We start from the raw sequence: 22,161 nt of genomic DNA, 5'->3' as shown, positions 1-22,161 counted from the left end.
TTAATGCGCCCTTAAACGCCGGCACCTAGATTTCCGGCGTGGCGGGGCAGGCGTATCCGTCAAGTTGCGGATGTCGAACCGGAAGCTTGTGACCATGGCGCGCACGACTCCCATTGGATTGCGGTCGAAGGCCCGCGCACGGGCGCGCGCCGGCCTTGCCCTGCTGTCGGCCATCGTCATCGGTCTGGTGCTGTCCACGGTCGCGGCAGGCGCTGCGCCGGTGCCGGGCGAGGCGAGCCTGTCGGCTCAGGACGGCTATGCGCGGCTGGTGCTGAAATTCGCCGAGGACGTCAGCGCCGACGTCACCACCGCCGGCTCGATTCTGCTGATCAGGTTCGATCGCGCCGCCACCGTGCCGATCGACCGCTGGGTGGATGCGGCGCCCGACTATATCTCATCGGCCCGCGGCGACCCCGACGGCTCGGCGCTGCGGTTGTCGCTGTCGCGCAAGGTCCGCGTCAACACCATGACCGCGGGCGAACGCGTCTTCATCGACCTGTTGCCCGACAGCTGGACCGGCCCGCCGCCGCCGCTGCCGGCCGAGGTCGTGCGCGAGCTCGCCGAGCGCGCGCGCGCCGCCGAGAAGGCGCTGCGGCTGCAGCGCGCCGAGGCGGAATCGAAGAAGCGGCCGCCGATCCGCGTCCGCGCGCTGGTGCAGCCGACCTTCGTGCGCTTCGTGTTCGAGATCCCCGACGGTGTCGGCATCTCCTCGGTGCTCAACGACCAGAAGCTGTCGCTGTTCTTCACCGCGCCGCTGTCCTTCGATCTCGCCGACGCCAAGCTCGTCGCGCCGCCGAACGTCGCCGCGATCAACCAGCGCATCGACGGCAGCAGGACCGTCGTCGAGCTCGGCCTGGTCGGCGAGGTCGACGTTCGCGCCTTCCGCGAGGAGAAGAACTACAACATCGACGTCGCCTATCAGCAGCCGGACAAGAAGGTTTCCGCAGTCTCCTCGGACACGCTGCCGGGCGCCAAGGCGGCCGCGGCCGACAAACCCAACGGCAGCAAACCCAATGGCGACAAGCCCAAGCAGGCTGCGCAGCCCGAGATCGTGCCGCCGACCTCCGACACCATCGCCAAGGAGATGAAGGCGGAGACCAAGCCGGCGCCTGCGGTCGCGGCGCCGGCCACCGAGCCCGCAGCCCAGCCGGCGCCGTCGGCAGCGGCTGTTGCCGCGCCCGCCGCCGCGAAGGCCGAAGCCGCGCCCGAGGCCGCCAAGCCTGAAGCTGCTGCGCCCGAAGCCGTCAAATCCGAAGCCGCCAAATCCGAACCAGCGAAGCCCGAGGCGATGAAGCCGGAGGCCGGCAAAGCCGAAGCCGCCAAGCCCGTCGAGACCAAGTCTGCCGAAACCAAGCCTGCCGAAACCAAGCCGGCCGAGAAGGCAGCCAATGGAGCCGCCACCCTGGAGGCCCTGCGCGACAGTGAGGGCCTGCGGCTCACCTTCGGCTTCGGCCAGGTCACGCCGGCGGCGCTGTTCCGCCGCGGCGATACGGTATGGATGGTGTTCGATTCGACCAAGCCCGTCGACGTCGAGCCCATCCGCGCCAAGGGCGGCGCCATCATCGGCGAGGTCAACAGGATGTCGCTCGATAACGGGCAGGCCATCCGGATCCGGCTCAACCGCCCGCAGATGCATTCGCTCGGCAGCGATGACGGCGGGCGCAGCTGGATGCTGTCTTTCGCCGACAAGGGCCAGGCCAATCAGCAGCCGCTGATGGTGATGCGCAACGTCACCGATCCCGCGCTTGCCAATGTGATGGTGCCGCTCGCCAATCCCGGAGCCGGCATGCTGCACCGGGTGACCGACCCGGATGCCGGCGACACGCTGCTGGTCGTGACGGCGCCGCCGCCGATCCGCGGCTTCATCAAGCGCCAGGATTTCGTCGATCTGTCGCTGCTCGATTCCATCCACGGCATCGCGGTTCGTCCGAATTCGGATGACGTCGCCGTCGAGATCGCGCCCGACAAGGTGATCCTGGGCCGGCCGGGCGGGCTGACGCTGTCGTCGATCGGCTTCTCGCCGGAGCGGGCGCCGACCGCTGTCAGGCCGATGTTCGACATCGACGAATGGCAGCAGAACCAGACCCAGCCGTTCGTGCCGCGCGAGGATCTCCTGATCAAGGCCGCGGCCAACGCCGAGCCGGAGCGGCGGGCGCAGGCGCGGCTGGCGCTGGCGCGCTTCTACATGGCGCGAGCGATGTACCCGGAGGCGCGCGGTGTCACCAATCTGATGATCTCCGACGCCGACCCGCGCACCGACGAGACCGCCATGCTGATGATCCATGCGGTGGCGAGCATCCTGATGGGCCGGCCGGACCAGGGGCTCAAGGATCTCGCCACGCCGTCGATCGGGAACAATTTCGACTCCCAGATGTGGAAGGGCCTCGCCTTCGCCCGGCAGGGCAAGTTCGCGGACGCGCGCGAGAAGCTGAAGAACGTCGAGTTCGCCATCGCCTCGCTGCCGCTCGATCTGCAGCGCGTCGTGATCGCTGACGCGATGAAGTCGGCGCTCGAGATCAAGGATTTCGCTGGCGCCGCGAAGCGGCGCGCCGAGCTCGACGTGATCGGCGTGCCCGCGGACATGAAGCCCGACATCGCCGTGCTGCGCGGCCGGCTCGCCGAGGCGATGGCGCAGGAGAAGGACGCGCTCGACGACTATCGCTTCGCCGTCAATTCCGACGACCGCATGGCGGCCGCGGAGGCCAAGCTGCTGGAGATCAAGCTTCTGCAGAAGCGCGGCGAGATCAAGCCGCCCGACGCGTTGAAGGAGCTGGAGACCTTGCAGGCGATCTGGCGCGGCGACGCCATCGAGGTGCAGACGTTGCAGATGATGGCGCAGCTCTACGAGGAGGCCGGGCGCTACGCGGACTCGCTCGAGGCCGCGCGCCAGGCCACCCGCCTGATGCCCAACTCCGACTTGGCGCGGCAGGCCCAGGATGCAGCCTCCCGCCTGTTCTCGCAGTTGTTCCTGAGCGGCAAGGCCGACGAGCTTCCGCCGGTCGATGCGCTCAGCATCTTCTACGGGTTTCGCGAGCTGACTCCGATCGGCCGCCGCGGCGACGAGATGATCCGCAAGCTCGCCGACCGCCTGGTCGGCATCGATCTGCTCGACCAGGCCGCCGAACTTCTGCAATACCAGGTCGACCACCGCCTCGAAGGTGCGGCACGCGCCCAGGTCGCCGCGCGTCTCGCCATGGTCTACCTCACCAACCGCAAGCCGGACCGCGCCATCGAGGCGCTGCGCACCACCCGCATCGCCGATCTCGCGGGCGAGCTGCGCCAGCAGCGGCTGCTCTTGGAGGCGCGCGCCAACAGTGACATCGGTCGTTACGACCTCGGGCTGGACATCATCAGCAACATCGGCGGCCGCGAGGCGATCCGGCTGCGCTCCGACATCTACTGGGCGTCGCGGCGCTGGCGCGAGGCGTCCGAGCAGATCGAGCTCTACTACGGCGATCGCTGGCGCGATTTCCGCCCGCTCAATCCGGCGGAGCGCGGCGACATCCTGCGCGCCGTGGTCGGCTATGCGCTCGCCGACGACGCCATCGGCCTCGCCCGCTTCCGCGAGAAATATGCGCCGCTGATGACCGGCGAGGCGGACAAGATCGCGTTCGACGTCGCCAGCAAGCCGGCGAGCGGCTCCAGCGCCGAATTCGCGCAGATCGCAAAGATGGCCGCGAGTGTCGACACGCTCGACGGCTTCCTCCGCGACATGCGGGCGCGCTTCCCCGATGCCACCGGCAAAGGGCCGGACGGCGGCAAGGACGCCGCGAAGGCCCCGTCGGAAGCGACCGGCGCCTTGCCGCGCATCCAGGGCGTCAAGCAGGCGATCGCCGGCCGTTGATTTCGGCGCCACACGCAGAGCCGGAGAGCCACCAGATGAGCCGACCAAGGCCGAAGCCGAGCTCATCGCGATGCTGTCCGCAATCCGCCCGACGCGCGTCCAGACGAAAGCTCGAGACTGCCTTGCGACGCCATTGTCTCGTTCGCTCAGTCAGAGCGATGCGGCGCAAGCGCTTCGATGATGCGGCAGTCGGCAACGGTGCCGTGCTTGCAGCGCCCGATGACATCGGCAAGCTCGTCGCGCAGCGCCACGAGGTCCGCGATCTTGCGTTCGATCTCTGCCAGGTGTTGGCCGGCGATGACGTCGACCGCGTCGCACGAGCGGTCTCGCTGATCGGCGAGGTCCAGCAGGTCACGGACCTGGTCGATGGAGAAGCCCAAGTCGCGGGCACGCCGGATGAAGCTCAGTCGCCCCAGTTGGTCGTTGTCATAAGCTCGGTAATTGCCCTCGGTTCTCGCCGGAAGAGGTAGCAGACCGATCCGCTCATAATAGCGGATCGTTTCGACTTTGGTGCCGGTCCGCTTCGCGAGGTCGCCGATGGTCAGTCGTGACATGGCTTGACCCTATAGTGGCTACAGGGTCCATATAGGACGTCGCATCATCTTGTAAGAGGCGACGATATGCCTAGTTGTCATGACGACTGCTGTTCCTCTTCCCCTCCGAGGGAACTGGACAGCCCCCGCTGGCGTCGTGCGCTCTGGATTGCGCTGGCTATCAACGGAGCCATGTTTTTGACGGAGATCGCAGCAGGCGTGGCGGCCGGGTCGGCCTCGCTGCAGGCGGACGCGATCGACTTCCTCGGTGATACGGCCAACTATGCGATCAGCCTCGGAGTGGCGGGACTGGCGCTGAGCTGGCGAGCGCGCGCCGCCCTTCTGAAGGGCTGGTCGCTCGTCCTGCTTGGCGTCCTTGTCCTTGCCTCCACTGTCTGGCACGCAGTGACCGGCACCCTCCCGGAGGCGAAGGCGATGGGGATCGTCGGCATGCTCGCCCTTGTCGCCAATGCGGGCGTGGCCCTCATGCTCTACCGCTTCCGGATCGGCGACGCGAATATGAGGTCGGTCTGGATCTGCTCCCGGAACGATGCGATCGGCAACGTCGCCGTACTCGCGGCCGCAGCCGGTGTGTTCGGCACCGGCACGGCATGGCCGGATCTCATTGTGGCGGCGAACATGGCCGCGCTTGGTTCGAGCGGTGGCTGGCACATCATACAGCGAGCTCGCATCGAGTTGCGCGGCTCCCCCACATCGCGCCCCGTCGCAAGCCCGATCCGGGCGAACTGATCGAGGGCACGTGTCAATGGAAAGTCACGACCGACTGGCTTTCGCTCACACCGAGAGGTGAAACCTACCCGCCGTAGCTCTGCACCAGGCTGCCGGCCACCAGCGACCAGCCGTCGACCAGCACGAAGAAGATCAGCTTGAACGGCAGCGACACCACGACCGGCGGCAGCATCATCATGCCCATCGACATCAGGACCGAGGCGACCACGAGGTCGATGATCAGGAAGGGCAGGAACAGCAGGAAACCGATCTCGAAGGCGCGCTTGAGCTCGGAGATCATGAAAGCCGGCACCAGGATGCGCAGCGACAGGTCGTCGGGCGTCGCCGGCGGCGGCTCGCCGGAGAGGTCCATGAACAGCTTCAGGTCCTTCTCGCGCACGTTCTTCTGCATGAAGCCGCGCAGCGGCACCGAGGCGCGCTGCAGCGCGTCCTCGACGCCGATCTGGTTTTCCACCAGGGGCCGGATGCCGTCATCATAGGATTTCTGCAGCACCGGGCCCATCACGAACGCCGTGAGGAACATCGCGAGCGCGATGATGACCGAGTTGGGCGGCGCGGTCGCTGTGCCCATCGCCGTGCGCAGCAGCGACAGCACGACCACGATGCGCGTGAACGACGTCATCATGATCAGGATCGACGGCGCGATCGACAACACCGTGAGCAGCGCGATCAGTTGGACCGCGCGTTCGGTGACGCCGCCACCGCCGGCGCCGAGATTGATGCTGATGTCCTGCGCAGCAGCACGTCCCGCCAGTAAACCGGCGGCAGTCAGAACAGCGGTGAAGACAACTCTACGCGGGGGAAGCAGCGATCTCACTGAGACGACTTCGGACGTCCGAGCAGCGAGGCCATCTCGTCCTCCAGATTCTCGAAGCTGGTCTTGACCGGCGCGGCTTGCGCCGCAGGCGGCTCGTTGCGCGCGGCCGCCCGGAGCGCCGGGGGACCCGAGGCCGGAGCAGCCGACGGATCGGCTGATGGACGCCGCAGCGCGGCCTCGAGCCGTTGCGCCATCTCGGCCAGATTGGCTTCGGCGCTCGAATCGGCCGCTGCGGGCGGCGGGGCAGCCGGGGGCGGGGGCGGCGGCATCTGGGCCACCGGCGGCAGCGGCGGCGCCGCCGCGCGCTCGACGCGCTCGGCTGCGCGCTCAGCGCTCCGCACCGGCGGCAGCCGGGGCCCCTCGGAAGGGCGCTGCGCCTCGGCCTGACGCTGCGGCTCGGCGGGGCGCAACGGGCGCGGCATCACTGGTTCACCGCGGGCCACCCGCTCGGGGCGCGGCTCCAGGCGGGCTTCGTCTCCGCCGCGCGGTTCTCCACGGACGTCCGCCCGGAGGTCCTGGCGGGGGTCGGGACGGCGCGGAGGAAGCGGTGGTTCCGGCGGAAATGCCGGTGCTGGCTCACGCCGCTCTGCGGCAGTCGGCGCCGTGCGGCGAACCTCATCGATGAACGACGGCCGCATCGGGCGCTGCGGCGACTCCGGCATCTGCAACTCGGCATGCTCGGCGGCCTCGGTCTTCGGCTCGTTGTCGGCCCAGGATGGCGCATCCGGCAGCGGCGCGATGCGAGCCGCCGGCGGCTCGGCACTGATGCCCGGCCGCTGTGGCAATTGCTCGCGCGCCGGCATGGCCCGCACGATATTGGATTCGACCACGATGTCGGTCGGCCCGCCGATCATCAGAAGATGCTCTATGTTATCACGGCGCACGAGCACGAGACGGCGGCGGCCATCGACGGCGGCGGCATCGATCACGGCAAGCCGGGGCATGCGGCCGCGATTCGGGTTGGTCCCGAGACGATTGCCCGCGAATCGACGGACCAGCCAAGCGGCGAGGCCGATCAGCGCCAGCACCGCCACGAATGCAAAAAAGAACGTCAGTGCCTGCATCTCTGTCCCCGGCAAATACCGCGTCCTTTCGAAGTCTTTCGTCTGTCCAACGCATCGCCGGCAGCGAACGGAGCTTCAGAACCGGAACCAACCTGTTAACGCATGACGGCAGGAACTGCCGCTCCGCCTCTTAATAACCCATGAATCGGCCGGGCCAAAACGACTTCTTGGCGAGCCGCGCCGTCCCGGAATGATGCATCGGTCGGCTGGGACCCCGGCAGTTTCCTAAGAATTCGTCAAGACACCGGGATAGTCCCGGTGGGCATCGCACCCTTTCTTAACTCCCTGTTAACCATATGCACGGCAATTTCTACCTACCCAAACCGTCCGGTAGTCGGACACAACCGAGCAGCGCCATGTCCATCAACGATCTCCCCGTGTTGTCGGCGTTGCGGACCAAGATGCAATGGCATCAGGAGCGCCAGCGCGTGCTGTCCGAGAACGTGTCCAATTCGGATACGCCAAACTTCAAGCCGAAGGATCTGGTTGAGCCGAAGTTCGATTCAACCGGCCAGGCGGTCGGCGGCTTTGCGCCGCTGTCGCTGACCCGGACCAGCACCGCGCACATCGCCCCGTCGTCGGGCGAGAGCGCGAGCTTCGACCAGAACCGCAAGGTCGGATTTCAGACGAGGCCCGCCGGCAACGCGGTGAGCCTCGAAGAGGAGATGCTGAAGGTCTCCGCCAACCAGATGGACTACGCCGCGGCGACCTCGTTGTACGGCAAGAGCCTGCATCTGTTGAAGACGGCGATCGGCAAGGGCTGAGCTCGGGTTAAGGACAGAGACCGACAAGCATGGCAAACGACTCCAGCGATTTCCTCCGCTCGATGAGCATCGCGACCTCCGGCCTGCGTGCGCAGGCGGGACGTATGCGCGTCATTTCCGAGAACATCGCCAATGCCGATTCGACCGCTGCCAAGGCGGGCGGCGATCCGTATCGCCGCAAGGTCCCGACATTCACCTCGGCACTCGATCGTGCGCTCGACGCCAAGGTGGTGGCACTCGGCAAGGTGGTGCCCGATCAATCGTCGTTCCGCGTCAAATACGACCCCAGTAACCCGGCCGCGGACGCGTCCGGCAATGTCAAGTACCCCAACGTCAATCCGCTCATCGAGATGACCGACATGCGTGATGCGCAGCGGTCCTACGAGGCGAATTTGAACATCATCGGCGCCACGCGCCGCATGATCCAGCGCACGCTCGACATTCTGAAGACCTAGGACAGGAACGAAAGTCATGGCCTCCCCAATCTCCGCAGCGAATGCCTACGCGAATTCCGCGCGCGTGCTCGACACCGGCGGCTCGAGCGGTGCCTTCGGCAGCCTTGGGCGCGTGCGCGACGTGCTCGGTAGCGGCAACGGCGCCGACAAGGGTGGTCCGTCATTCAGCGCGGTGCTGAAGGACGCGATCGGCAGCGTGATGGAGGCCGGACGCAAGTCCGACAGTCAGGCGGTCGCGATGGCCGCGGGCAAGGCAAACGTCATGGATGTCGTCACGGCGGTCGCCGAAACCGACGTCGCGGTGTCGACGCTGGTGTCGGTGCGCGACCGCGTGATCCAGGCCTATGAAGACGTGATGAAGATGACGATCTAGGCGCAGCTCGTAACGCTTCAGGCCGCCACTGCCTGATGCGCCCAGGGGATTTGCCGTCTGCCGCGACCGCCCGCGATGAGGCGGGTGCCGGACCGGAGCCGATCGACAGTGAGGAACGACAGGACATGACGGGAGCTGAAACGCTCGATGTGGCGCGCGATGCGATCTGGACCATCGTGCTGGTGTCGTCGCCGCTGATGGTGGTCGGCCTCGTGGTTGGCGTGGTCGTCTCGCTGTTCCAGGCGCTGACGCAGATCCAGGAGCAGACGCTGGTGTTCGTGCCGAAGATCATCGCGATCTTCGTGACGCTGCTGCTGGCGCTGCCGTTCATGGCCGACGCGCTGCATTCGCACATGATGCGGATCTCGTCGCGAATCATCGGCGGATGAGGCAATGTCCGGGGCGGCAGGGCAGGCCTGCGTGAGGGCGCTGCGAGCGGTCGTAAGGAGCAGTGCGGGGGGCGCTGCTGCTTTCAGGCGCGCGCGGGCAGCCTTTCGGGCAAGCTCTTCGCAGGCTGCCTCTTCGCAGGTTGCCTCGTCGGAGGCTGTCTCTTCGGAGGCTGTCTCTTCAAAGACCGTCGTGCCGCACCAGCATGCGGTCGAAAGGGCCGTGACGGCGGACGATGCGCATCGATATATCCTTCCTTCCGGCGCTGGCCGCCGTGTTCATGCTGGCCTTCGCGCGCGTCGGCGCCATGGTGATGCTGTTGCCGGGCCTCGGCGAGGTCAACATCCCCGTCCGCATCAAGCTCGCGACCGCGCTGCTGCTCACGATGATCGTGCTGCCGCTGCATCGTCAGGCCTATCAGGTCGACCTGCAGGCGTTGTCGCCGCTCTTGGTGATGATGGTGCACGAGATCGTGATCGGCATCGTGCTCGGCGCGACGGCGCGGGTGACGCTGTCGGCGCTGCAGGTCGCGGGCTCCGTGATCGCGCAGCAGATGGGACTCGGCTTCGTCACCGCGGTGGATCCGACGCAGGGACAGCAGGGCGTCCTGATCGGCAACTTCCTCACCATGCTCGGCGTGACCCTGCTGTTCTCGACCGACAGCCATCATCTGGTGATCGCCGCACTCAGCGACAGCTACAAGATCTTCGCGCCGGGCGAATTGATCCCGAGCGGCGACGTCGCCTCGCTGGCGACCAAGGCGTTTGCCGCGGCGTTCAAGATCGGCCTGCAATTGTCGGCGCCGTTCCTGGTGTTCGGACTGGTCTTCAACATCGGGCTCGGCGTGCTGGCGCGGCTGATGCCGCAGATGCAGGTCTATTTCGTCGGTGCGCCGCTCTCGATCCTGATCGGCTTCCTGATCTTCGCGCTGGTCCTGACCGCGATGATGGGAACGTTTCTCGGCTATTTCGAAGGCGTCATGCACGAGATGATGCCGCGGTGAGGGGGCCGATCGATGTCCGATGAGGCCGATTCCGAAGACAAAACAGAAGACCCGACGCAAAAACGGCTGGACCAGGCGCTCGAACGCGGCGACGTCGTCAAGAGCCAGGAGCTCAACACCTGGTTCGTGATCGCCTCCGCGACCTTGGTGATGTCGACCTTCTCGGGCTCGATCGGCACCGCGGTGCTGGTGCCGATGCGCAACCTGATCGCCAATTCCTGGATGATCCACACCGACGGCGCCGGCCTGCTGGCGCTGGCGCGCAGCCTGTCGTTCGCCGTGATCGCGGCGATCGGCGTGCCGATCCTGATGGTGATGCTGGCGGCGATCGCCGGCAACATGATGCAGCATCGCCTGGTCTGGTCCGGCGAGCCGATGAAGCCGAGCCTGAGCAAGATCTCGCCCTTGGCCGGCGCCAAGCGCCTGTTCGGCAAGCAGGCTGCGGCCAATTTCGCCAAGGGCCTCTTCAAGCTCGTGCTGCTTGGCACGGTCATGGTCATGATCCTGTGGCCGGAGCGGCTGCGCCTCGAATCGCTGCTGCATATGGACGTCAGCGAGCTGCTCGGCGTCACGATCTCGCTGACGACGCATCTGATGGGCTCGGTGGTCGCGCTGCTCGCCCTGGTCGCGATCGGCGACTACCTGTTCCAGTATCGGCAATGGTACGAGCGCCAGAAGATGTCGGTGCAGGAGATGAAGGAGGAGTTCAAGCAGTCGGAAGGCGACCCGCACGTCAAGGGACGCATCCGGCAGATCCGCCAGCAGCGCATGAAGAAGCGCATGATGGCCGCGGTTCCCAAGGCCTCCGTGATCATCACCAACCCGACCCACTACTCGGTCGCGCTGTCCTACGAGCGCGGCATGTCGGCGCCGGTCTGCGTCGCCAAGGGCGTCGACAACATCGCCTTCAAGATCCGGGAGGTGGCCAAGGCGCACGACATCCCGATCGTCGAGAACGTGCCGCTGGCGCGCGCGCTCTATGCCACCGTCGAGATCGACGAGGAGATCCCGGTGGAACATTATCATGCCGTCGCTGAGATCATCGGCTACGTGATGGGGCTGCGGCGCAACCTCTCGGGGCGCCCGCGATGACAACCGATTCGGTCCATGGACGGACCGCAAAATACGGATAAATCATGGAATATCGGCTTGACGGGCTTGCGCTTGACCCGTCGATTCAGGCAGGTGGAAGGGGGAGCCGCGCGAACGGGCTGGGGCTCCCAGCCGACAGGTCGCGTCCCCGAGCCATGAGCGCCGATTCCGACAACGATGGGTTACAGGATCAGGTGGGCCTGCCGGAGCGGCCGCGCCGCAGCGGCAGCATTCTGCTGATCCTGCTGGTGGCGTTCGGTCTCGTCGCGGTCGCGATCGCGTTGATGACGATCGGCCGCGCCCAGGCGCAGCCCTATATTCTCGGCCTGCTGTCGCTGCTCGCCACCGTCGGCCTGTTCAATCTGTTCGCGTTCGCCGCCGGCATCGTCCGCTTCGCCGACAAGGCGACCGACGATCCGGTGTTGGGCGCGATCGCCGATCACGCCTTCGATGGCCTCGCGGTGACCGATCCGCGCGGCCATGTCGTCTACGCCAACGCCGCCTATCTCAACATGACGGGAGCGGCGACCGCGCAGGAGGCGCGTCCCGTCGAGCGTGTCTTCATCGGCAATCCCGATGTCTCCGAAGCGGTGTTCCGCCTGCTCAAGGCGGCGCGCGAGGGCAAGCGGCAGCAGGAAGAGGTACGAATCACCGCGGCCGAAGGCGCGCAGGGGCGCTGGCTTCGCATGCGCGTTCGCCCGCTCGGCCAGACCAAGCGCCACGCCCGCTACGCGGTGTGGTCGATCGCCGACATCACGCGGGATCGCGAGCGCCAGGAGGACGTGTTTCAGGAGCTGCAGCATGCGATCGAATATCTCGACCATGCGCCGTGCGGCTTCTTCTCGGTCAATCCGGAAGGCAGCCTCGTCTACGTCAATGCCACGCTCGCCAACTGGCTCGACTACGATCTCGCCGAGATCGGCTCGGGCGGCCTGAAGCTCGCCGACGTCGTCTCCGGCGACGGCGCGTCGCTGCTGACCTCGATCGTGGCGGTGCCCGGCGAGGTCCGCACCGAGGTGTTCGACATCGACCTGAAGATGCGCGGCGGCAAGACCATGCCGGCGCGGCTCTACCACAAGCTCGCCTTCGGCGCCGACGGCAAGCCGGGCGCCTCGCGCACCCTGGTCATCAGCCGCGCCCGCGACGAGCGCTCCGATCCGGAGCGCGCCGCCGAGGTGCGCTTCATGCGCTTCTTCGACCATACGCCGATGGCAATCGCCACCGTCGACCGCGGCGGCGCCGTGGTCAGGGCCAATGCGCGCTACGCCAAGCTGGCGCAGAGCGTCAGCGGCGACGTGGCCGCGGCGAAATCGATCTTCCGCACCGTCAGCCAGCGCGACCGGCACCTCCTGATCGCCGCGATCAACCAGGCCTCGGAAGGGCAGGCGGACATTCCGCCGGTCGAGGTGATGCTGGAGGGCGCGAAGGAGCGCTTCGGCCAGTTCTTCGTCACCGCCGTCGACGAGGACGAGCGCGAGACCGAGGCCGCGATCGTCTATCTGCTCGAGACCACCGAGCGCCGCGCGCTGGAAAACCAGATCAACCAGTCGCAGAAGATGGAGATGGTCGGCCAGCTCGCCGGCGGCATCGCCCACGACTTCAACAACGTGCTCTCGGCCATCATGATGGCCAACGACTTCCTGCTGAACGCGCACAAGCCGACCGACCCGTCGTTCCAGGACATCATGCAGATCAAGCAGAACGCGACCCGCGCCGCGACGCTGGTGCGGCAGCTGCTGGCGTTCTCGCGCCGCCAGACCCTGCGGCCGCAGGTGCTCGATCTCGGCGACGCACTGTCCGACCTGACGATGCTGTTGCGCCGGCTGATCGGCGAGAAGGTCAAGCTCGACCTGGTTCACGGCCGCGACCTGTGGCCGGTCAAGGTCGACGTCTCGCAGTTCGAGCAGGTGGTCGTGAATCTCGCGGTCAACGCCCGCGATGCGATGCCCGATGGCGGCAAGCTGTCGGTGCGCACCGCCAACGTCTCGGCCGACGAGGTCGCGCAGGCCGCCTACAAGGGCATGCCGGTGGCCGACTACGTCCGCATCGAGATCAGTGACACCGGCACCGGCATTCCGGCCGAGATCCGCGAGAAGATCTTCGAGCCGTTCTTCTCGACCAAGGAGGTCGGTAAGGGCACCGGTCTCGGACTGTCGACCGTCTACGGCATCATCAAGCAGACCGGCGGCTTCATCTACGTCGACAGCGAGGTCGGCAAGGGGACCTCGTTCCAGATCTTCCTGCCGCGCCACACCGTCGTGCCGGAGGTCCAGGCCGAGCCGCACGCGGCCAACGGCGCCGTCAAGGAGCCGGCCGTCGCGGAAGCGTCGAAGCCGCGCGCCGACCTGACCGGGCAGGGCACCATCCTGCTGGTCGAGGATGAGGAGGGCCTGCGGGCGCTGAACGCGCGCGGCCTGCGCTCGCGCGGCTACAGCGTCATCGAGGCGTCGAACGGCGTCGAGGCGATGGAGGCGCTGGACGAGTGCGACGGCGTGCTCGATCTCGTGGTGTCCGACGTCGTGATGCCAGAGATGGACGGGCCGACGCTGCTCAAAGCGATGCGCGAGCGCAATCCGGAGATCAAGATCATCTTCGTCTCGGGCTATGCGGAGGATGCGTTCGAGAAGAGCCTGCCGGAGAACCAGCAGTTCGCGTTCCTGCCAAAGCCCTTCACGCTCAGCCAGCTCGTGGCGGCGGTCAAGGAAACCATGGCGCCGCAATAGGTTACCGGAGTTCCTTGGCAAATTCCTTGGCAAGCCGGCCGGGCGCGTTCATCCCGCGACCCCGCGCCGCAGCCGCGCGGCCTCGTGCCGCCTTCCTTTTTCGCGGGTTGTGCCCATCTTACAGGCATCCCCATTCCGGGGAGTTATGGGAAACACAGATGAGCTTCATGCAGCGCAAAAGCGGCCTCCTCAAGGCGATGGCCGTGGCCCTTTCACTGGCGCTGCCGACGGTGCTCGCCGTCTCGGCGGCCGACGCCCGGATCGGCGGCGGCTCCAGCTCGGGCTCCCGCGGCACGCGTACCTTCTCCGCGCCGCCTCCGACCGCCACCGCGCCGGGATCGGCGTCGCAGTTCAACCGCACCATCACCCAGCCGGGCCAGCCCGGCGGCTTCAACACGGCTGCGCCCGCGCGTGGCGGGCTGTTCGGCGGCCGCGCGGGCGGCCTGCTGGGCGGCCTCGCTGCCGGCTTCCTCGGCGCCGGCCTGTTCGGCATGCTGTTCGGCGGCGGGCTGTTCTCGGGGCTCGGCGGCTTCGCGTCGATCATCGGCCTGATCCTCCAGGTCCTGCTGGTGGTGTTCCTGGTGCGCATGGGGATGGCCTGGTGGCAGCGCCGCAACCAGCCGGCCTATGCCGCCGGCCCGGCGCCGACGCCCACCGACGGCCAGCCGAGCTTGCGCTCGGGCCTGAGCGGCCTTGGTGGTTTCGGCGGCTTCGGCGGTGGCAGCAACACGCCGCCGCTACAGATCCTGCCGGCCGACTATGAGGCGTTCGAGCGGCTGCTCGGCGAGATCCAGTCCGCCTGGTCGAACGAGGATGTCGGCCGCCTGCGGCTGCTGTCGACGCCCGAGATGGCCTCGTATTTCGAGCGCGATCTCGAGCAGAACCAGGCCCGCGGGGTGGTCAACAAGGTCAGCGCCGTGAAGCTGCTGCAGGGCGACCTCGCGGAAGCCTGGCGCGAGAATGGCGCCGACTACGCCACGGTCGCGATGCGCTTCACCTTGGCCGACAAGACCATCGAGCGCGCCTCGGGCCGCGTGGTCGACGGCTCCGACCAGCCGCAGGAGGTCACGGAGATCTGGACCTTCCTGCGCCACGCCGGCGCCGATTGGCAGCTGTCGGGAATCCAGCAGGTCAGCTGAGCCTGACTTGAGATCCTCATCGGGCGCCGCGGAGCAATCCGCGGCGCTTTTGCTTTGCGCGTGGTTATAGTGGCGTGCCGCGATGAACAGGCAACGAGGATGGGCCCATGCGTTATCAGCTGTATTACTGGCCGATGATCCAGGGCAGGGGCGAATATGTGCGTCTCGCGCTGGAGGAGGCGGGCGCCGCCTATCGCGACGTCGCGCGCGAGGACGGCATCGGTACGATGACGGCGATGATGGAGGCGGTCAGCGACACGCCGCCCTTCGCGCCGCCGTTCCTGAGAGCGGGCCGCCGCGTCATCGGCCAGACCGCCAACATCCTGCTGTTTCTCGGCAGCCGCCATGGGCTCGCGCCGAAGGCCGAAGCCGGCCAGCTCTGGGTGCATCAGCTGCAGCTCACCGTGACCGACTTCGTGGTCGAGATCCATGACACGCATCATCCGCTGGGGCCGACGCTGTACTACGAGGAACAGCGCGCGCCGGCCAGGAAACGCACCGCCGAGTTCTGGAGCGAGCGGGTGCCGAAATTCCTCGGCTATTTCGAGCAGCTCCTATCAAAAAGCGGTGGCGCCTACGTCACCGGGCGCCGGCTCACTTATGTGGACCTGTCGCTGTTCCAGATCGTCGCCGGCCTGCGCTACGCGTTCCCGAAGCGCATGAGGGCGTTCGAGCGCAACATCCCGAGCCTCATCGCGCTGCATGACCGCGTCGCCAGCAGGCCCAACATATCAGCCTATCTCGGCAGCGAGCGCCGCATCGCCTTCAACGAGGACGGCATCTTCCGCCACTACAAGGCGCTGGATGCGTGAGGCGAGGCTCCGCGGCGCCACCCGTTGACAATGTATAAGTGTTGACTTATGCATTCCGCATGACCGTCGAAGCCCAGTTGACATCCGTCATGAAGACGCTTGCCGACCCGACGCGGCGGGCCGTGTTCGAGCGCATCGCGCGCGAGGGGGAGGTGGCGGCCACCGGCCTGGTGCAGGGCTCACGGGTATCGCAGCCGGCGATCTCACAGCATCTCAAGGCGCTGCGCGACGCCGGACTGGTCAGCGAACGGCGCGACGGCCGCCACAACTATTACAGCGTCGCGCCAAAAGGGCTGGCGCCGCTGGTCGACTGGCTCGGTCATTACCGCGCATTCTGGCATGAGCGCATTGCCGGCCTCGAGGCACTGTTGAAGGAGACCGAGTGATGGGTGAGACGCATGCGATCGTGGTGGAGAAGCATCTGCCCCATTCGCCCGACAAGATCTGGCGCACGCTGACCACGAGCGACCTGATCGCGAAATGGTTGATGCCGAACGACTTCGTCGCGGCCACCGGTCATCGCTTCACCTTCCGCACCAAGCCGGTGGGCGACTGGGATGGCGTCGTTCATTGCGAGGTGCTCGCCTGTGAGCCGCCGCATCTGCTGAGCTATTCCTGGAAGGGCGGTTCGGACTCCAATCCGGCCTACGGCTTACGGCTCGACAGCGTCGTGACCTGGACGTTGACGCCGGCCGAGGGCGGCACGCATCTGCGGATGGTCCATGACGGCTTCGTCTTCCCGGGCAACAAGTTTCAGTTCGACATTATGGGACAGGGATGGAGTCGTATCGGCGATGCCATCACACGTATAGCGGCGGATGCCTGAGGCGCCGCCGCTATACGAAGTTGGCCTGAGGGTGTGGGATCGTCAGGCGAGAATGTCGACGCGGGTGCCCTGGCCGGGCGGCAGCGGCGGACGCGAGGCCTGCTTCTCCGCGGCCGCCTCGTCGCCGGTCTTGGCGGGATTGACGGCCTGGCTCTGCTGCGTCTGGTTCCGCGCCTGCGTGTCTTGGGTCTGCGGCTTGGTCGTCTCGGTCGAGATCGGCGGCGGTGAGGGCGGCGGCGATGACGACGAAACGCTCGAAACGGACATTGTCCAGCTCCTCGCTTGGTGTTGCGACAAGCGTGGCCATCGCTCACGAAAACTTCGTCAATCAGATCGTTCGAATTGTCTGCAACTGTCGGTGGCGCGGCGAATAGTGAACGGATCGCTGCCGCCGGCGTAGAAGCGACAGGGCTATCGCTTCACCCCGGCCTATTGGTCCTTGCTGCGGCTGATCGTGATCGAGGACTCGGTCTTGGTTCGGGCGCAGCGCATGTCGAGCCGGCGGTAGCGGCTGGCGACGTCGTCGCCGCGGAAGATCCCGAGCCGGCGGTAACAGCGTGTGACGCCGCGCTGCATGTCGTCCTTCGGCAAGGTGAACACGATCGCCGCCGCGCTCGCCATCAGCTCGATGAAGGCCGGCGTCGGCTTGCGCTCGGATTTTCCGAACAATTGATTGCTGACGTTCTTCGATGAGCAGCCGAGCGTGATCTCGCGCGCCTTGGGATGGGCGAGATAGACGGTGCCCGCCGCGGTCTGTCCGATCCGGACGCCGTCGATGCCGTTCTTCAATTCCTTGGCGAGGTCGTCACAGCGATCCGCTTGCGCGGCCTGCGGCAGCAGCGCGCTGCTCAACGCAACGAGAAAAACAAAACCGGCCAAGCGGCCAAATGAGCAAAGCGATGACTGCATTCCAAATACCCCCGCGCCATTGAAGCCTGCGCGCGGAGGTCATGCAAGCGCGATGCGCCGCGGCCGCACAAGATCGTCGGCCGACGTGACCGCGTGTTGACGGGCCGCGGTCACCTACCGGCGGCAGCGGCGCGATCGCTTCGTCAGAACCAGCAGCGGCCCGGATGCGACAGCGATACGCCCGCGGCGCGGCGCTCGCAGTCGTTGCCGTAGGTCTGGAAGTTGCAGCCGCACACCGGCATGTAGATGCGATTGCAGAACGTCGGCTTTCGGCGGCAGACACCCATCATGTCGAACCGGCCACACTGGCCGGCCGGGAATTCGCAATAAAGACCGGCATTGCAAGGGATGCCGGCAAATCCGCCGCACGCACGACCGGGACCGACCGCGCCGGCGCTGCCGGGGGCCATGGTGATCAGGGCAAGAGCAATTGTGATGGCAACGAAGAGACCTCGTTTCATGACGCCTCCAGGAGGAAAATGAATAGGTCAACAATCTAAGGTTACATAATTCGGCGACGGATCGCAATTGATCTCGCCGTACGACATTGCGCCGGTCGCGGCGTCATGTTGCGGCGACCTCGCGGGCCGTCTCGATCAGCAGGTCGAACGTCTCGTCGGGTGCGTGCTGCACGACATCGTGCCCGCACGCAAATGCGTGCACGCGCCACGCGGGATCGTTGCGCAGCCGCTCATATTGCGCGGTGAACGGCGTCGCGCTCCATCCGCTGGCGTAGACGAAGGTGCGCTGCAGAGCCGCCGGCGCCGGACTGTGGAGCTTCAGGGCCTGGATGAAGGTCCCGAGCGGATGCGGCCGGCGGCGCGGATCGGAGCCTTCGCGCGGCAGCGCCGTCAGCCCGTCATGCCCGGCACGTTCGATCACGAACCGGCGATACGCATCACCGGCGAGATCCCACCATGACTGGCCGTTCTCGGGTGCGAAGGCATCGAGATAGATCAGTGCGGCGAGCCTTTCCGGCACGCGGTCGGCGACGCCGGTCGCGACCATGCCGCCATAGCTGTGCGCGCACAGGATGACCTCGGACAGGTCCTCGATCGTCAGCAGATCAATGACGTCAGCGATGTGGGTGTCGAGATTGACGGCATGGGCGGCGCGGGCCGGTGTCTGCTCCAATCCACTCAAGGTCACCGCATAGGCGTCATGGCCGGCCTGCTGGAGCCTGGCCGAGAGCGCAGCGTACATCCAGCCGCCGTGCCAACCTCCTGGAATCAGGACAAAACTTGCCATGATCGTACCCCTCTGCCGCTGTGCCGAGACATGTCTTGCAAGGCTTCCGACGGGTAGCGTATCAGACCTGTCAAGACCGCTTTGGGCGGCCATTTCTAGAACCCCACGAGCTCGCCATGAACGCGCCCACCGCCTTTCCCGACCAGTCCAAGCCCGTCCCGCCCTACAAGCACACGCCGCTGTTTCCGCTCGGGCCGGACACCACGCCCTACAAGAAGATCACCACCGACGGCGTGCGGGTCGAGAAGGTCTTGGGCCGCGACATGCTGGTGGTGTCGCGGGAGGCGCTGCGGACCTTGTCGGAAGCCGCGTTCGGCGAGATCAACCACTTTCTGCGTCCCGGCCATCTGAAGCAGCTGCGCAGCATCCTGGAGGATCCGGAGGCCAGCCCCAACGACAAGTTCGTCGCGCTCGACTTCCTGAAGAACGCCAACATCTCCGCCGGCGGCGTGCTGCCGATGTGCCAGGATACCGGCACCGCGATCATCATGGGCAAGAAGGGCTGCAACGTCATCACCGATGGCGACGACGAGGCCGCGCTGAGCGAAGGCGCGCGCGACGCCTATCTGCGCCGGAACCTGCGCTACTCACAGGTCGCGCCGCTGTCGATGTACGAGGAGAAGAACACCGCCAACAACATGCCGGCGCAGACCGAGATCTATGCCGAGGGCGAGGACGCCTACAAGTTCATGTTCATGGCCAAGGGCGGCGGCTCGGCCAACAAGAGTTTTCTGTTCCAGGCGACGCCCTCGGTGCTCACCAAGGACCGGCTGCTGGCGTTCCTCAAGGAAAAGATCCTGACGCTGGGCACCGCGGCGTGCCCGCCTTATCACCTCGCCATCGTGATCGGCGGCACCTCGGCCGAGCTGTGCATGAAGACGGTGAAGCTGGCGTCTGCGCGTTATCTCGACGCGCTGCCGACCCAGGGCTCCCCGGATGGCAATGCCTTCCGCGATCTCGAGATGGAGCAGGAAATCCACAAGATGACGCAGTCGCTCGGCGTCGGCGCGCAGTTCGGCGGCAAGTACTTTTGCCATGACGTCCGCGTCATCCGCATGCCGCGCCACGGCGCGTCGTTGCCGATCGGTCTCGGCGTGTCGTGCTCGGCCGACCGCCAGGTGCTCGGCAAGATCACCAAGGACGGCGTCTATCTCGAGGAGCTCGAGCATCATCCGGCGCAGTATCTGCCGGAGGTCGAGCAGGCGCTTGGCGGAGAGGTCGTGAAAATCGACTTGAACCAGCCGATGAAGGACATCCTTGCCACTCTGTCGAAGAACCCGATCAAGACCCGGCTGTCGCTGACCGGCACCATGATCGTCGCGCGCGATGCCGCGCATGCCAAGCTGCGCGAGCGTCTCGACCGCGGCGAGCCGCTGCCGGACTACTTCAAGAACCATCCGGTCTACTACGCCGGCCCCGCCAAGACCCCGGACGGCTACGCCTCCGGCGCGTTCGGCCCGACCACCGCGGGCCGCATGGATTCCTTCGTCGACCAGTTTCAGGCGGCCGGCGGCTCGATGGTGATGGTCGCCAAGGGCAACCGCGCGCCGGCGGTGCGCGAGGCCTGCAAGAAGCACGGCGGCTTCTATCTCGGCTCGATCGGCGGCGCCGCGGCCAACCTCGCCGAGCACTGCATCAAGAAGGTCGAGGTCGTCGAATATCCCGAGCTCGGCATGGAAGCCATCTGGCGCATCGAAGTGGTGGACTTCCCGGCCTTCATCATCATCGACGACAAGGGCAACGACTTCTTCAAGGAGCTGAACCTCGGCTGAGGTGAGCCGGGCGTGATGTTTGTTGCGGCGGCCGGGAGCGATCCCGGCCGTTGGTGTTTGGGGGAGGCCCATCTCGCCTGAGCGCGTAGCGTGGCAACCGAATTCGCACGCCGACGGTGCGCTCCCCTCCCCGCAAGGGGGAGGGGAGCTCACTGCTGTTGTGGGGCCAGCTCGGCTCCGACTACCGTGGGACTCAGCGTGCGTTCGTGGCAAGAGGAGCACGATGCTGAACGAAGCAACTGGTAGTCTGATGTAATGCACGCCAACCGCATCATCGGTCTCGACGGCTTCTCCCGCGGCTGGGTCGCGGTGTCGATTGCAGGCGACCGGCGCGACATCGCCTTTCCCGCCGACGTTTCGACGGCACTATCGGCTCCTTTTACCCGCGCCGCGATCGACATCCCCATCGGCATGACCGACGGCGGCAACAGAACCTGCGACAAGCTCGCGCGCGACAAACTCGCGCCGCATCGCTCGCGCGTGTTCACCGGCGCGCGGCGCTGGCTGTGGGAGAACTACAAGGACCCAGATGAGGCCAATATCGAGGCGTCGCGGCGCGGGCAGACGCGCGCCTCGCGTCAGCTCTGGCATCTCGGCCGCAAGATCATGGAGGTCGACGCCTTCGTCCGTGCGCATCGCGACCGCGACATCCGCGAGGCCCATCCCGAACTGGTGTTCCTGCGCCTCCACGGCGCGCCGTTGCCGTCGAAGAAGACGGAACATGGCGTCAGGCTGCGGCGCGACTTGTTAGTTTCTGCAGGCTTCGCCGCCATCGACGACTGGATGACCCGCGCCCGTATCGGCACCGGTGCCAAGCCCGACGACGTCCTCGACGCCTGCGCGGTCGCGCTGGCCGCTCGCGACTGCGCGGGCTGCGTACCGGAAGAAGCTGCGCCGCGCGACGCGCATGGCGTGCCGATGCAGATCTGGTTTTGAGGGGCGGCCCGGCCAAGTTTGTCCCACACCTGCTTCAGCGTGGAGGGCTGGCGTACATGGGGTAAGCGATCAACGGACGGGTTTCCGCTTATCCCTGCATAGGGCTAGGCCGTCGAATTTCGAGATGCTGCTAGCGGAAATCGCGTGCGTTGAGCGGGTGCTTGTGGTTGGGCACCGGGCCGAATTCGCTGCGTGGTGCAAGAGGGAGCGTCTTTGTTGAGCACTGAACCATGTTCGTGCTGAGATTCAGGTCGCAGTCGTCATAATCCAACGTCACCCGCCGCTTGCAGCTGTTCTTCAGGCTGTACCAGTTGACCCCAGGAGCTTTCGGCCACGCCTTCTCTACCACGCACTGGCTTGGATCTGATTGTGGGGCCGAACTGACTGTCCGCGGCGGTCGAACTACGCTTGATGATGGCTCGGCAACGGGCTTGGTAATGGGAGTTGCTGCCGGATTCGGCTGCGTTCTGTCCACGCCGAGAATGTCAGCGGTCACATTCTTCGCTGCAGAGCCAAGATCCCGGGAACGAGCGTTTGCCGGTACCGCTCCGATGCGGACAGCGGTGGCGGCCCCGCCATTCGTGGACATGGACTTTCCGTCCGGCTCGAGCGTGTAGTTCCATGTCCCCGCGCTGTTCGTATAGGTCAACACGTTTCCCGAGCAGGTCCACGTACCCTGGACACAAGCCGGGTGTTCGCTGCACAATGCTCTGC

The 22,161-nt window shown here is 66.4% G+C and carries 23 protein-coding genes; 15 read left to right on the top strand and 8 right to left on the bottom strand.

Annotated elements, in window-relative coordinates; translation table 11 throughout:
- The first annotated feature begins 94 nt into the window (after positions 1-94).
- Entirely contained in the window at positions 95-3,844 is a 3,750-nt protein-coding gene (locus QX041_RS26810; RefSeq protein WP_316167107.1) for a tetratricopeptide repeat protein, read from the top strand.
- A gap of 146 nt (positions 3,845-3,990) precedes the next feature.
- Here the strand turns inward: QX041_RS26810 and QX041_RS26805 are convergent, their stop codons facing one another.
- The gene (locus QX041_RS26805) at positions 3,991-4,398 is read right to left on the bottom strand and encodes a helix-turn-helix domain-containing protein (protein ID WP_315716019.1); all 408 of its coding nucleotides are present in this window, start codon (positions 4,396-4,398) and stop codon (positions 3,991-3,993) included.
- 66 nt (positions 4,399-4,464) lie between these two features.
- Here QX041_RS26805 and QX041_RS26800 point away from each other — a divergent pair, with 66 nt between their 5' ends.
- Entirely contained in the window at positions 4,465-5,127 is a 663-nt protein-coding gene (locus QX041_RS26800; protein WP_316167106.1) for a cation transporter, read from the top strand.
- Positions 5,128-5,191: 64 nt separating this feature from the next.
- Here the strand turns inward: QX041_RS26800 and fliP are convergent, their stop codons facing one another.
- Positions 5,192-5,944, bottom strand: coding sequence for a flagellar type III secretion system pore protein FliP (gene fliP, locus QX041_RS26795; RefSeq protein WP_315716020.1), 753 nt, complete (start codon positions 5,942-5,944; stop codon positions 5,192-5,194).
- A complete protein-coding gene (locus QX041_RS26790; protein WP_315828141.1) occupies positions 5,941-7,008 on the bottom strand; it encodes a flagellar biosynthetic protein FliO in 1,068 nt (355 codons plus the stop codon). The genes fliP and QX041_RS26790 overlap by 4 nt, the downstream gene beginning before the upstream one ends.
- 356 nt (positions 7,009-7,364) lie before the next feature.
- On the opposite strand from QX041_RS26790, the gene flgB reads away from it, so the two are divergent.
- From flgB to QX041_RS26735, 11 genes are all read left to right on the top strand, one after another.
- Complete coding sequence (gene flgB, locus QX041_RS26785) at positions 7,365-7,772, top strand: flagellar basal body rod protein FlgB (RefSeq protein WP_315716022.1); 408 nt, start codon at positions 7,365-7,367, stop codon at positions 7,770-7,772.
- A 29-nt stretch (positions 7,773-7,801) separates the two neighbouring features.
- A complete protein-coding gene (gene flgC, locus QX041_RS26780; protein WP_315716023.1) occupies positions 7,802-8,227 on the top strand; it encodes a flagellar basal body rod protein FlgC in 426 nt (141 codons plus the stop codon).
- Positions 8,228-8,243: 16 nt separating this feature from the next.
- Entirely contained in the window at positions 8,244-8,600 is a 357-nt protein-coding gene (gene fliE / locus QX041_RS26775) for a flagellar hook-basal body complex protein FliE (RefSeq protein ID WP_315716024.1), read from the top strand.
- A gap of 125 nt (positions 8,601-8,725) precedes the next feature.
- Complete coding sequence (fliQ, locus tag QX041_RS26770; RefSeq protein ID WP_008965881.1) at positions 8,726-8,989, top strand: flagellar biosynthesis protein FliQ; 264 nt, start codon at positions 8,726-8,728, stop codon at positions 8,987-8,989.
- A 233-nt stretch (positions 8,990-9,222) separates the two neighbouring features.
- The gene (fliR, locus tag QX041_RS26765) at positions 9,223-9,990 is read left to right on the top strand and encodes a flagellar biosynthetic protein FliR (RefSeq protein ID WP_315716025.1); all 768 of its coding nucleotides are present in this window, start codon (positions 9,223-9,225) and stop codon (positions 9,988-9,990) included.
- A 12-nt stretch (positions 9,991-10,002) separates the two neighbouring features.
- A complete protein-coding gene (gene flhB, locus QX041_RS26760; protein ID WP_315753133.1) occupies positions 10,003-11,082 on the top strand; it encodes a flagellar biosynthesis protein FlhB in 1,080 nt (359 codons plus the stop codon).
- Between the two features lie 155 nt (positions 11,083-11,237).
- Complete coding sequence (cckA, locus tag QX041_RS26755) at positions 11,238-13,805, top strand: cell cycle histidine kinase CckA (RefSeq protein WP_316167104.1); 2,568 nt, start codon at positions 11,238-11,240, stop codon at positions 13,803-13,805.
- A 167-nt stretch (positions 13,806-13,972) separates the two neighbouring features.
- Entirely contained in the window at positions 13,973-14,944 is a 972-nt protein-coding gene (locus tag QX041_RS26750) for a Tim44 domain-containing protein (protein ID WP_316167103.1), read from the top strand.
- 107 nt (positions 14,945-15,051) lie between these two features.
- Positions 15,052-15,756, top strand: coding sequence for a glutathione S-transferase (locus QX041_RS26745; RefSeq protein WP_316167102.1), 705 nt, complete (start codon positions 15,052-15,054; stop codon positions 15,754-15,756).
- 59 nt (positions 15,757-15,815) lie between these two features.
- Positions 15,816-16,142: a metalloregulator ArsR/SmtB family transcription factor gene (locus QX041_RS26740; protein ID WP_316167101.1), complete on the top strand. Its 327-nt coding sequence runs from the start codon at positions 15,816-15,818 to the stop codon at positions 16,140-16,142.
- Positions 16,142-16,582, top strand: a complete 441-nt coding sequence (locus tag QX041_RS26735; RefSeq protein WP_316167100.1) for an SRPBCC domain-containing protein — start codon at positions 16,142-16,144, stop codon at positions 16,580-16,582. Before QX041_RS26740 ends, QX041_RS26735 begins: the two co-directional genes overlap by 1 nt.
- 42 nt (positions 16,583-16,624) lie before the next feature.
- Here the strand turns inward: QX041_RS26735 and QX041_RS26730 are convergent, their stop codons facing one another.
- The 4 genes from QX041_RS26730 to QX041_RS26715 form a co-directional block, all read right to left on the bottom strand.
- Positions 16,625-16,849 (bottom strand): hypothetical protein, encoded by a 225-nt coding sequence (locus QX041_RS26730; RefSeq protein WP_315716033.1) that lies wholly within the window; start codon positions 16,847-16,849, stop codon positions 16,625-16,627.
- A 162-nt stretch (positions 16,850-17,011) separates the two neighbouring features.
- The gene (locus QX041_RS26725) at positions 17,012-17,491 is read right to left on the bottom strand and encodes a hypothetical protein (protein WP_315716034.1); all 480 of its coding nucleotides are present in this window, start codon (positions 17,489-17,491) and stop codon (positions 17,012-17,014) included.
- A gap of 143 nt (positions 17,492-17,634) precedes the next feature.
- A complete protein-coding gene (locus tag QX041_RS26720; protein ID WP_315753128.1) occupies positions 17,635-17,952 on the bottom strand; it encodes a hypothetical protein in 318 nt (105 codons plus the stop codon).
- A gap of 103 nt (positions 17,953-18,055) precedes the next feature.
- On the bottom strand, positions 18,056-18,739 hold the full coding sequence (locus QX041_RS26715) for an alpha/beta hydrolase (protein ID WP_315753127.1): 684 nt from the start codon (positions 18,737-18,739) through the stop codon (positions 18,056-18,058).
- A gap of 116 nt (positions 18,740-18,855) precedes the next feature.
- On the opposite strand from QX041_RS26715, the gene QX041_RS26710 reads away from it, so the two are divergent.
- Together QX041_RS26710 and QX041_RS26705 are read left to right on the top strand one after the other, a co-directional pair.
- Complete coding sequence (locus QX041_RS26710) at positions 18,856-20,511, top strand: fumarate hydratase (RefSeq protein WP_316167099.1); 1,656 nt, start codon at positions 18,856-18,858, stop codon at positions 20,509-20,511.
- 255 nt (positions 20,512-20,766) lie between these two features.
- A complete protein-coding gene (locus QX041_RS26705; protein ID WP_316167098.1) occupies positions 20,767-21,447 on the top strand; it encodes a DUF429 domain-containing protein in 681 nt (226 codons plus the stop codon).
- 130 nt (positions 21,448-21,577) lie between these two features.
- Here the strand turns inward: QX041_RS26705 and QX041_RS26700 are convergent, their stop codons facing one another.
- On the bottom strand, positions 21,578-22,096 hold the full coding sequence (locus QX041_RS26700) for a hypothetical protein (protein ID WP_316167097.1): 519 nt from the start codon (positions 22,094-22,096) through the stop codon (positions 21,578-21,580).
- Positions 22,097-22,161: the final 65 nt, after the last annotated feature.

It is taken from the genome of Bradyrhizobium sp. SZCCHNRI2009, assembly GCF_032485115.1.
GTDB lineage: Bacteria > Pseudomonadota > Alphaproteobacteria > Rhizobiales > Xanthobacteraceae > Bradyrhizobium.
The sequence above is the reverse complement of the archived record's forward strand: the minus strand, read 5'-3'. Positions and strand labels throughout refer to the sequence as shown.